Below are 11,094 nucleotides of genomic sequence, written 5' to 3' on the forward strand. Positions count from 1 at the left end.
CCCGCCAAATCGATCCCGTGCTGCCCGCCCTGCGGCCCGTCCGCGCCGCCGTCGAGCGGCCCGTCGCCTGCTTTGGAGCGGAGTTCGTCCACCCGGACGCACACCACGCCGGCCACAATGAGCAGGCCGCCCAGGAGCTGGATGAGCCCGGGCAGCTCCCCGAGCACCAGCCAGGCCGCGACCACGGCGAAGACCACTTCGGTCAGTGCCACGAAGGATGCCACCTTGGAGCCGAGTTTCTGGGCCGCGAGGATTCCGGTGACGTACGCCGCCACCGTGGAAATCAGCACGAGCACCGCCACGGGTACCAGCCAGCTGAACTGCGACCCTGCGATGGTGACGTCGGTGAACGCGAACTCGAAGGGCATGACGTTCGTCAGTCCCAGCAGGAGGATGGTGAGGGCGCCGATCACCATCCCACCGCCGGCCATCACGAGCGGCGGCAGTGAATCGTCGATCTTCGCGGACATCAGGAAGAAGACCATGAGGCACACGGCGGCGGCCAGTCCGTACAGCACGCCGATGGGGTCCAGCCGTACGTCGCCCGCGGGGTCGAGCACCAGCAGCAGTCCGAGGATCGCCACCACCGACCCGGCGGCCGTGAGCCGGTGGGGTGCGTTGCGGGACCGGATCCACAGCCAGCCGACAATCAGCACCGGGGCGAGGTATTCGAGGAGCAGCGCCACGCCCACGGAAAGCCGCTCCACCGCGTTGAAGTAGAAGAGCTGGCAGAGGGCGATCGCCGTCATTCCGTAGATGGTGAGCGTCAGCGCATTGCCCCGCAGCGTGGACCACCGGCCACGCAGGGCGATGAGGGCGGGCACGAGCAGCACGAGTGCCGCCCCGCCGATCCGGACCCCGACGGCGGCTCCCGGGCTCCACCCGATCTCCAAAAGCGCCTTGGCGAAGGGGCCCGACATCCCGAAGGTGGCAGCGGACAGCATCGCGATCCAGAGGCCTGAAGCGGCGCGTGTGTTCACAGGGCTGATCCTTACTATGCGGGTCCGCGCGCCATTAGGTGTCAGAACCGTCGGGTGCTTATGGTAGTGACACTAACGCCCGGCATCGTCAGGAGTCAACATGTCATTCACTCATGACACCGAGGTTGCCCTCGTCTCTGCGGCGGCACTCATCAACACGGGAAAAGAGAACCCGGACCAGCTGTGCACGCTGACCGAGCTCGACGCTTTCCTCACCGAGCAGAAGTTCTCGGGCTCGCGCAGGCACACCCGGGAGGAGCTCGACGCCGTCCGGGCCCTCCGTGCCGAGCTGGAAGTGATCTGGTTCGCGCCGGAGGACGACGCCGTCGGGCGCGTGAACAACATTCTGCGCCGAGCCGACGCGCTGCCTCAACTGGTGCGCCACGACGATTGGGACTGGCACCTCCACGCGACCGGGCCGGAGGCTCCCCTTGAAGCGCGGATGGCCACCGAGGCTGCGATGGCGCTGATCGATGTGATCCGCAGCCACGAACTGGACCGCCTACGGAGCTGCGCGGCGGACGATTGCGACGGCGTGGTGCTGGATCTCAGCCGCAACCGCTCCAAGCGGTTCTGCGACACCGGCAACTGCGCCAACCGGATGCACGTGAAGGCTTACCGGGCGCGGAAGGCCGGCTCGGCATAGGTGGGCGCTGTGGCGGGTGGAAGGTCACCGGCATTGCTGCCCGGGAATCGCGGCCGCGATCGAAAGGGCGTCAGGCGTCCTTGCCGGGCAGCCTTTGCCCGTAGCGCGGCTGCTCATCAGGATCGGTTCGGGCAGGATCGGGATCCGCGCCGTTCCGCGAAGCGGTTGACGGCGTGCCCGCGGGCCTGTCGGGGTTGGCCGACGAGCGGTTGACGCCGGAGCCCTTGCCCAGGTGCTCGGCGTTCGGGGTTTCAGCCATCATGAGCATCGCGCAGATCACCAGCGAGGCGATGAAGGCGATGCCGCCGGCCGTCAGGCCGAGATCCAGCCGGAACTCCCTGCTCCCGCCGCCCGTCGCGAAGATCGCCGTCGCTCCACCGGCCACAAGGCCCAGCACCGCTGAGAACAGGAGCGGCCCCTTGACGCCGTAGCGCATCCTGCCCTGCGTGGGTTTCCCCGGTTGGCTCTTGGCCACGTGCATTCCTTCCGGTGGTGCTTTCCTCGATCGCTTCTCCAGTTTCTACAACTGGTAGAACAGACCCTCCTAGTTTACGGCGTCGCCCGCTGCCGGCGCACCGTATTCGCTGGCGGCAGATGCTCCGGTGCGGCGCTCGGCGCCGGTGATCATCCACCCGTCATTCCGGACCCGCCAGCCCAGGGTAAGCGCCCGGGCTGCCATGTAGCCGAGGCCGAACGCCGTCCACAGCCAGGCGATCCCCGCATTGCCCGTAAGGTTCGCACTGTAGACGGCAGCAAGCAGCGGAAGGTAGACCACCAGGTTGATGACGCCGGCGAGCGCCAGATACCGCGCGTCGCCCGCGCCGATGAGGACTCCGTCGAGTACGAAGACCAGCCCGCACACAGGCTGCGAAACGGCGAGGATCCACAGACCTGCCGCAAAGGCCGACTGGACACTTTCGTCGGTGGTGAAGATCCAGCCGGCGAAGGGTGCGGCAACGGCGAGCAGCGCTCCGGTTACAGCCCCGAAGCCGAGGCCCCACACCACCATGCGCCGCGTCAGTGCCCGGGCCAGCGGCTTGTTGCCCGAACCCAGCTCCTTTCCGATTAGTGCCTGAGCGGCGATGGCGAGCGCGTCGAGGGCGAAGGCGAGGAAGGTGAAGACGGTCATGACGAGCTGGTGTGCCGCAAGGGACAACGGGCCCTGCGCCGTCGCAACGAACACTGTGGCGAGGATCGCGAAGCGCAGGCTCGCCGTGCGGAGCATCAGCCATGATCCCACCGACGCCGTCGTACGGACGCCGCGTAATGAGGGACGCAGTGGAACCGAGGATGCGCGGAGTCCCTTGACCAGGATCACCAGATAGACCACTGCCATGCCCCACTGCGTGATGCTGGTGCCGAGGGCGGAGCCCGCTACCGACATCCCCGCTCCGTAGACGAGGAGGTAGTTCAAAGCGATGTTGACGCCGAACCCCACTCCCGCCACCACCAGCGGGGTGGTGGTGTCCTGCAGGCCGCGGAGCACGCCGGTTGCTGCGAGCACCACGAGCATCGCGGTGAGACCCGGCATCGAGAAGCGCAGATAGTCGACGGCGAAAGCATGCACTTCTCCGTCGGCTCCCATGGCTGACGCCAGCGCGGGAGCGCTGATCCACCCGGCCACCGACAGCCCGATGCCCAGGACCAACGCCAGGCCGACGCCGTCACGACCGGCGGCAAGTGCCTGCGGGAGCCGGTTGGCACCGAGCAGCCTCGCGACAGCCGGGGTGGTGGAGTAGGCAAGGAACACCATGAGCCCGACGGCGGTCTGCAGCACCGTCGCGGCAAGCCCCACACCGGCGAGCTCCTCCACCCCCAGGTGGCCCACGATCGCCGAGTCCGCCAACAGGAACAGCGGCTCGGCAATCAACGCGCCGAAGGCGGGCACGGCAAGCCGGAGGATGGTGCGGCTGAGGTGCCGGCTTCCCAGTGCAGTATCGCTCACAGCTTCAGCCTATAAGCCGGTCTCGGGCCGGACGATCCGCGGGAATCGTTTAAGCTTGAGGAACCTGCCCTTCCGGGCGTCAACTCCAGGGGGACCCATGAAAACCGGTGTGAAACACTACGTCGCCGCCGGTCTCCTCCTGTTCCTCAGCACGCTCTTCGTGCCCCAGGCTGTGTCGGATTTTGCACGATCCGCATCCTCCGGCCAGCCGGCCCCGTCGGGGACCGCCCTGATGTTTGCGATCGGCGTGGTGCTCATCCTTGCTGCCGGCGGTCTGTTGGCGAGGGGGTATTGGCTGACCCACCGGGACCGCACCCGCGCCCCCAGCGCCGAGGATGATCCTGACGAGCCGCTCCTGCGCCCCGGCTATCAGCCGGCTCCGAAGGACCAGAAGCCGTGGCGGGAGAATCCCCTGCGGTACCGGAACGACGATGGCGGCAATCGCCGGGACTAGTTTTCCTTCGGGGTGGAGTAGCCGCCTTGGACGTCAAATAGTCATTCGATCGCTACCAGCGGGTGCGCCCCCTGAGCCTTCCGCACGCATGGTCAGGCCGTCGGTCCCGCAATGTCATGTAATTCGACAGCTCCCCCGCGTGGCGGGGAAGGTCTGCGGTCCACGTGACTTGCGGCCGGTCAGAGGGGACGCATAAAGAACATCACGAGGCAATAACGATCAGTCTGCTTACTAGCCAGCCTGGGTACTACTTTGGCACCCTCGAAGGAGGTGGTGTGTATCTGGCAGCGGCGGACGGGCAGCAGAAAACGTGCAGCCGCCGTGAAGCGCCGTACACCGAGTCACCAGAATCCGAGCTTAAGATTTGAGCTCGTAAATTTATGAGGAGGCAACTCTGATGAATAAGAAAACCCTGTTACTGGCACCTGCTGTCGCGCTTGGTCTATCGACGATGGCCGCGGCGCCGGCGATGGCCGATCATGCTGAAGGTTCATACTCCACAACGCTGAACCAGATCAATAACAGCGGCGCGACAGGCGAGGTTTGGATCGACGTCAACGGAGCCGAAGCGACGGTCACCGTGGAGGCATCCGGTCTGGCCGAAACCTTCATGGACGCCCCCTACCCGCATGTTCAGCACATTCATATCGGTGCGCAGGGAACCTGCCCAACCCCTGATGCCGACACCAACGGTGACGGCATCATTGATACCCCTGAAGGACAACCGTTCTACGGCATGATCGGGACGACCCTTTCCACAGGGGACGCTCCCAAGGGCGCTGAGACCGCGACCGATATCACGGTGGCACCCACCGGCAGCAGCTTCACCTACAAGGAAACCTTCGAGCTGAACGAAGAAACACAGGACGCACTGGAGGCAGGGACCGGCGTCGTTGTGGTTCACGGTCTGGACCCGGCCAACCAGCCTGCAGCTGCCACAGAGAAAATGAGCTCGCTGGCTCCTGAATTGCCTTTGGCCGCGACCGCACCAGCTTTGTGCGGACCGTTGCAGATGCAGCCCGTCGGAGGCGCCGACACCGGTGCCACCGTCACGGCAGCGGCTGAAACCGCTGGTAGCAACGACATGGGAATGATCGCCCTGGCAGGCGGCGGCCTCCTGGCTGCAGCCGGTGGAGCTCTCGCGGTACGCCGTCGCATGAGTTAGAGACCGCTAAGAACCACAGCCGCGTCAACGACCCGAGTCAATGACGCATAAGGCCAAGGGCAGTCGCTTCCGCATTCCGGCGGAAGCGACTGCCCTTCTGCTTTCCCTGTACCCGGCGGCGTAGAGGTTGCAGTGAAACGGCTCGACGCGGCTGCACCTTTCACCCGCGGTGCGTACCGGCGTCGGCCTGCGCATTACCGACTCCTTGGTGATACATCTCGGAAGTACATGCGGTCGACGCGACGGTGATCGCATTACTGGCGGATATCCGCATAGACAGCCTGAGGTCTGCAGCCCCAGTTATCGGTGCCCTGGAGGCCACGGGGGAAGTAGTAGCGTGCTTGTCGATGTGGTTGGGCCCCACGGTCTTTCTTCAGGTTGTCGCTGTGGAAAAAAGGCCCTGAATCTCGTAGTCAGATTGTTGGTTGCCCGAGACGGACCCGCGGTGAATCACCTCATCTGAGCATCAACGCAGATGGCGCGTTCCGGTTGTATGCCCTGGATCACGGCGGCGCACCGTCCCCAGAATGCATGACCGATCGCCACGTCAAAACGATGAACCCCAAGGACGCATATCGCTGTGACCATGATGCGAAATTTGCAATGCCTGTTCGGGATGGAGGGTCAGCCCAGCGTTGCGGCGAGCTCGCGGCATGCGGTTTCACAGCGGCGGCAGGCCTCGGCGCAGATCCGACAGTGCTCGTGCATGTCGGCGTGCTGCTCGCACTCCTCGGCGCATGCCTTGCACGCTACTTCGCAGGCCAGCAGGATCGCCCGGGTGATATTGGCGTCGTAGCCGGTGTGCCGGGAAAGGACCCGGCCGGTAGTGGTGCAGATGTCGGCACAGTCCGCGTCGGTGCGGATGCACTTGGCCATCTCTGCGACCATGTCCTCGCTCAGGCAGGCATCCCCGCATGCGGTACAGACCTGTGCGCATTCGAAGCATGCCGCAATACACTCGGCGAGCTTCTGCCGGTCGATGCTCCCCAGGTCCTTCGGGTACGTATCGAGCATGGAAGTGAGGTGTGTCATTGATCTGCTCCTTCTCCGTCGGTTTGTCCACTGATGGTGCACAGGGTTTGACGCCGATGGACATCGGCCCGTCCCTGACCTCCACGCTAACGGCAAGTGCCGGGTACCCGCGAGGGTCCAGACGGATGAGCGAATATCACCCACCCTGTTGACATATACCCCCCGGGGGTATAATTTCAGATGCAGAAAGGAAGGTTCGACATGACACACAATGCATCCGGCCACCACGCAACACACCCAGCCCGGCATATGCACCAAGGGCCAGCGGATGAGCGAACCCACGGCCAGGCGATGCCGGAGGATGACCCCTCCTCGGCACTGGGAGATCAGCATCACCCGGTCGATGACGAGCACCAGGTCCACGACCATGGACAGCACGCCGGCCACTCGACCGCCATGTTCAAGGACCGGTTCTGGGTCAGCCTGGCCCTGGCGATCCCGGTGGTCGCGTTCAGCCCTATGTTCACCATGCTCCTTGGCTACATGCCGCCCGAGTTCCCGGGCTCGACATGGATCGCCCCGGTCCTGGGAACGATCATCTTCGTCTACGGCGGCACGCCGTTCCTCAAGGGCGGCCTCACCGAACTGAAGTCCCGGCAACCCGGGATGATGCTGCTCATCGCGATGGCAATCACGGTGGCATTCGTTGCGTCCTGGGTGACGACACTGGGCATCGGTGGCTTCGACCTCGACTTCTGGTGGGAGCTCGCCCTGCTGGTGGTCATCATGCTGCTGGGCCACTGGATGGAAATGAGGGCCCTCGGCTCCGCAGCCGGCGCCCTCGACGCCCTGGCCGCCCTCCTGCCCGACGAGGCCGAAAAAATCACCGACAGCGGCGTCGAAACCGTGCCGGTCAACTCCCTGATTGCCGGGGATGTGGTGCTGGTCCGCTCCGGCGCCCGCGTCCCAGCCGACGGCACCATCACCGAAGGCACAGCCGAGTTCGACGAAGCAATGATTACCGGGGAGTCCCGGCCCGTGTCCCGGACGGCCGGGGAGACAGTGGTTGCCGGTACCGTGGCCACCGACAACGCGGTCCGCGTGAAAGTGACTGCCGTCGGATCGGATACCACCCTGGCCGGGATCCAGCGCCTGGTCGCCGAAGCGCAAGCCTCCTCCTCCCGGGCGCAGGCCCTGGCGGACCGGGCCGCTGCCCTGCTCTTCTACTTCGCCCTGGGCTCCGGGATCATCACCTTCATCGCCTGGCTGGCGCTGGGAAGCCCTGACGATGCAGTGATCCGCACGGTGACCGTCCTGGTCATAGCCTGCCCCCACGCCCTGGGCCTGGCCATTCCCCTGGTCATCGCGATCTCCACCGAACGCGCCGCCAAGGCGGGGGTCCTGATCAAGAACCGGATCGCCCTGGAGCGGATGCGCACCATCGACGTCGTCCTGTTCGACAAAACCGGAACCCTCACCGAAGGCAAGCACGCCGTCACCGCCGTGACCACTGTCGACGGCGTCAGCGAGGCCGAACTGTTGGCCCTCGCCGCGGCTGCCGAATCCGACAGCGAACACCCCGTCGCGCGGGCTATCGTCACCGCAGCCCGGGAAAACCCCGAGGCGGCAGCCCTTTCCTACACCGGCACCGGCTTCTCCTCGATGACCGGACGCGGGGTGCGGGCGACTGTGCGGGGCCTGGACGTCGCCGTCGGCGGGCCGAACATGCTGAAGGAAATCGGCCTGGCCACTCCGTCCACCATCGACCCTGCCGTCCAGGAGTGGGTAGGACGCGGGGCGTCCGTCCTGCACGTCATCCGCGACGGGAGTGTCATCGGCGCGGTCCGGCTTGAGGACCGGGTGCGGGAGGAATCCCGGGACGCCGTGAAGGCGCTGCAGGCACGCGGCGTGAAAGTCGCGATGATCACCGGCGACGCACGGCAGGTCGCGGACGTCGTCGGCCGTGAACTCGGCATCGATGAAGTGTTCGCGGACGTCCTGCCCCAGGACAAGGACACGAAGGTGTCCGAGCTGCAGTCCCGCGGCCTGAAAGTCGCGATGGTGGGCGACGGCGTCAACGATGCTCCAGCCCTGGCGTGGGCCGAGGTGGGCATCGCAATCGGTGCAGGCACCGACGTCGCCATGGAATCCGCCGGTGTGGTCCTTGCCGGAAATGATCCACGGTCCGTCCTGGCGATGATCGATCTGTCCAGGGCGAGTTACCGGAAAATGATCCAGAACCTGATCTGGGCCACCGGGTACAACGTCCTGGCCGTCCCCCTCGCCGCCGGTGTCCTCGCATTTGCCGGGATCCTGCTCTCCCCGGCCGTGGGTGCAGTCCTGATGAGCATCTCCACGATCGTCGTCGCCCTGAACGCGCAATTGCTCCGTCGGATCGACCTCGACCCTGCACGCATCAGCGCTCCTTGACGGAGGCCGGGACCAGCCCGGCAATTGGGACAGTCCACAACTCCTCGTTAGGGTGGAAAGGCAGAATGCGATGGAAAGGATTCCGACGGTGATAAGGCGCAGCGCAGTGCGTGAGGCCGTCGTCGTGCCGCGCGCTGTCCTGACGCTCCTCGGTCTGACCTTCGTTATTGCCGGAATCCTCGCCATGCATGTGTGGATGGGCGGGCATGGGTCCACCAGCCACCATCTGGCCGACCCACCCGCGGCCAGCAGCGTGGCCGCGCTGACTACGGCAGCGCATGCTGATGCGATTCCACACGCGCATTCTGGTGGCCCTGCGGTTCAGTTTTCTGCGAATCCCACCCAGACTGTGGTTGCTGCAATCACCCTCGCGGGTGCCTCCGTGGAGCACACCATGGCCGCCGTGTGCGCAGGGGGCTGCGACGCGGATGGCATGTCCCTGGGTATGTGCGTGCTGGCCCTGATCCTGATGGGCGCACTGCTCCTGTCGACCCCCGTCGGCCGTGCCCTCGCAACGACACTCCTTCGACGCGGTCCACCCGCCGTGAGCTGGAAGTTCCGCCCCGCCCCTACTCCTTCACTGACTTACCTCTGCATCAGCCGCACCTAGAATACGCACCCCCATTACTGCGGGAGTACTTATCGCATGCCGGGCACCTGCCTCCGCCTGCGCGTATTACGGCCCCTTCGACGGGCCGGCAGCTGATACCAGCAATCAATCATTGAAGGATGGCACCACCATGAAGCGTTACCTCTCCCTTCCTGTACTGAGCCTTGCCGCCGTGATCACCCTCGCCGGGTGTGGCACCGATAGTGGAACAACGCCGGCTCCGGCCTCCAGCGCGACGGCCGGCACAAGCGGGAGTCCCGCCGCGACCGACGCCCAACCCGATACCGCTGTCTCGATGGAGCACAATGACGCAGATGTGATGTTCGCGCAGATGATGATTCCGCATCACCAGCAAGCGGTGGCGATGAGCGACATTCTGCTCGAAAAGGAGAGCATCAGCCCCGAGGTCACCGACCTTGCGACCAGAATCAAGGACGCCCAGGGACCCGAGATCGAGACCATGACCAGCTGGCTTGAAGCCTGGGACGAGTCCGTGGAACCGGATGGTGGCATGGAAAGCCATAGCATGGGCAGCATGGAGGGCATGATGAGCGATGACCAGATGGCCGAGTTCGAGGCGGCTGAAGGCGACGAGGCGTCACGCATGTTCCTTGAGTCCATGACGGCCCACCACGAGGGTGCTGTCAGCATGGCCCAGGACGAGATCGACAATGGCCAGAATCCTGAAGCACGTGAGTTGGCCGAAACCATCGTGGAGACGCAGCAGGCCGAAATCCAGGAGATGGAGACGCTGCTCGCCAACCTTTGACCGACCTGCGGTTTTCCAGAACCTCCGCCTGGGTGGGGCTGCCCCGACCCTACCCAGGCACTCTCTCCACGCCTTTTCCTGCCGAGAAAGATCGTTTCCGCCATGCCTCCTCGTTGTAACATTCCCAACCCCGACCGAGCGTTGTCAAGAAGATCCTCCGCCGGCGCCCCGCTGCGGTATCGCACCGCGCGAAAGCTCATGGTTCTCGCAATGGGCTCCGTGTTGCTGACCGCATGCTCCGCGACAACACCAGGCACGGTCGAACCACCAGCCGCCCCTACTTCCAGTGATTACCCGACCGGACATATCCACGGCATGAGCGTGGACCCCGGAACCAACCGGGTCCTGCTGGCCACGCACGACGGCCTGTTCGATGTCTCCCGGAAACCGGCGGTCAAGATCGGCCCCACGATCGATCTGATGGGTTTCACCACCGCCGGCGACGGGACCCTGTTCGCCTCAGGGCATCCCGGCCCAGGAACGAATCTGCCAAATCCCGTGGGTCTCATCCAGTCCAGCGACGCCGGGCAAACCTGGGAACCAGTGTCCCGGCAAGGCGAATCCGACTTCCACGCACTGGCGGCGACCGATGACGGACTCGTAGGTCACGACGGAAGACTCCTCGTTTCCACGAACAAGGAACAGTGGGAACCGGCCACCACCGATATCCCTGCCTATAACCTCGCCGGAGCCTCCACCGGAGGCGTGGTCCTCGCGACAACGGAAGACGGTCTCCTCCGGTCGACGGACAGTGGACGAACCTGGGCCGACGTCCCCGGAAGCCCGTTACTGATGTTCACGACATTCAGCGGCGATGACGCTGTAGGGATTACCCCCGACGGCCGGATCCACACCAGCAACGACGCCGGCATTTCCTGGCAGGCGCGCGGCACCATCGACGGTGAGCCGGCAGCAATCGCCGCCACCAGCACCAACGACGGAACCCTGCGGGTGTGGGTTGCCACCGGAACAGGTGTGCAGGTCTCCACTGATAACGGCCAATCCTTCACCGCTCTGGCTGCCGCCACCTGATGGACTTCCCTGAGCATCCTTGGACGCGCGTCTACCGCCGCGACGCCACGCCGGTGGTGGGGGTCCAGGTGAGGGTTCCGGTCTGGAAGGT

At 65.1% G+C, this 11,094-nt stretch carries 11 protein-coding genes; 7 read left to right on the top strand and 4 right to left on the bottom strand.

Features of this window, described 5'->3' with window-relative positions; all coding sequences use genetic code 11:
• Positions 1-989: EamA family transporter (locus tag Y705_RS19755; RefSeq protein ID WP_444826189.1), on the bottom strand; the 989-nt coding region annotated here is incomplete at its 3' end.
• A gap of 91 nt (positions 990-1,080) precedes the next feature.
• Between Y705_RS19755 and Y705_RS0112520 the strand changes: the two genes are divergently transcribed.
• A complete protein-coding gene (locus Y705_RS0112520; RefSeq protein WP_026533099.1) occupies positions 1,081-1,626 on the top strand; it encodes a CGNR zinc finger domain-containing protein in 546 nt (181 codons plus the stop codon).
• Between the two features lie 70 nt (positions 1,627-1,696).
• Here Y705_RS0112520 and Y705_RS0112525 read toward each other — a convergent pair whose 3' ends face one another.
• Both Y705_RS0112525 and Y705_RS19760 read right to left on the bottom strand, forming a co-directional pair.
• Positions 1,697-2,101: a hypothetical protein gene (locus Y705_RS0112525; RefSeq protein ID WP_216698793.1), complete on the bottom strand. Its 405-nt coding sequence runs from the start codon at positions 2,099-2,101 to the stop codon at positions 1,697-1,699.
• Between the two features lie 69 nt (positions 2,102-2,170).
• Positions 2,171-3,571, bottom strand: coding sequence for an MATE family efflux transporter (locus tag Y705_RS19760; RefSeq protein ID WP_049822714.1), 1,401 nt, complete (start codon positions 3,569-3,571; stop codon positions 2,171-2,173).
• A 97-nt stretch (positions 3,572-3,668) separates the two neighbouring features.
• Between Y705_RS19760 and Y705_RS0112535 the strand changes: the two genes are divergently transcribed.
• Both Y705_RS0112535 and Y705_RS0112540 read left to right on the top strand, forming a co-directional pair.
• A complete protein-coding gene (locus Y705_RS0112535; protein WP_026533101.1) occupies positions 3,669-4,025 on the top strand; it encodes a hypothetical protein in 357 nt (118 codons plus the stop codon).
• A gap of 397 nt (positions 4,026-4,422) precedes the next feature.
• The gene (locus Y705_RS0112540) at positions 4,423-5,190 is read left to right on the top strand and encodes a hypothetical protein (RefSeq protein WP_026533102.1); all 768 of its coding nucleotides are present in this window, start codon (positions 4,423-4,425) and stop codon (positions 5,188-5,190) included.
• Between the two features lie 624 nt (positions 5,191-5,814).
• Here Y705_RS0112540 and Y705_RS0112545 read toward each other — a convergent pair.
• Positions 5,815-6,222, bottom strand: a complete 408-nt coding sequence (locus tag Y705_RS0112545) for a four-helix bundle copper-binding protein (RefSeq protein ID WP_026533103.1) — start codon at positions 6,220-6,222, stop codon at positions 5,815-5,817.
• Between the two features lie 201 nt (positions 6,223-6,423).
• On the opposite strand from Y705_RS0112545, the gene Y705_RS19765 reads away from it, so the two are divergent.
• The 4 genes from Y705_RS19765 (at position 6,424) to Y705_RS0112565 (ending at position 11,003) form a co-directional block, all read left to right on the top strand.
• Positions 6,424-8,592 carry a copper-translocating P-type ATPase gene (locus Y705_RS19765; RefSeq protein WP_049822715.1) on the top strand — a complete coding sequence of 723 codons (2,169 nt, stop codon included), beginning with the start codon at positions 6,424-6,426 and terminating at the stop codon, positions 8,590-8,592.
• An 88-nt stretch (positions 8,593-8,680) separates the two neighbouring features.
• Positions 8,681-9,202, top strand: coding sequence for a hypothetical protein (locus tag Y705_RS0112555; protein ID WP_155850067.1), 522 nt, complete (start codon positions 8,681-8,683; stop codon positions 9,200-9,202).
• A gap of 130 nt (positions 9,203-9,332) precedes the next feature.
• Positions 9,333-9,971 carry a DUF305 domain-containing protein gene (locus Y705_RS0112560; RefSeq protein WP_026533105.1) on the top strand — a complete coding sequence of 213 codons (639 nt, stop codon included), beginning with the start codon at positions 9,333-9,335 and terminating at the stop codon, positions 9,969-9,971.
• Positions 9,972-10,181: 210 nt separating this feature from the next.
• Positions 10,182-11,003 carry a F510_1955 family glycosylhydrolase gene (locus tag Y705_RS0112565; protein ID WP_343212763.1) on the top strand — a complete coding sequence of 274 codons (822 nt, stop codon included), beginning with the start codon at positions 10,182-10,184 and terminating at the stop codon, positions 11,001-11,003.
• Positions 11,004-11,094: the final 91 nt, after the last annotated feature.

The sequence above is a fragment of the Arthrobacter sp. H41 genome, assembly GCF_000520535.1.
Lineage (GTDB): Bacteria > Actinomycetota > Actinomycetes > Actinomycetales > Micrococcaceae > Arthrobacter_D.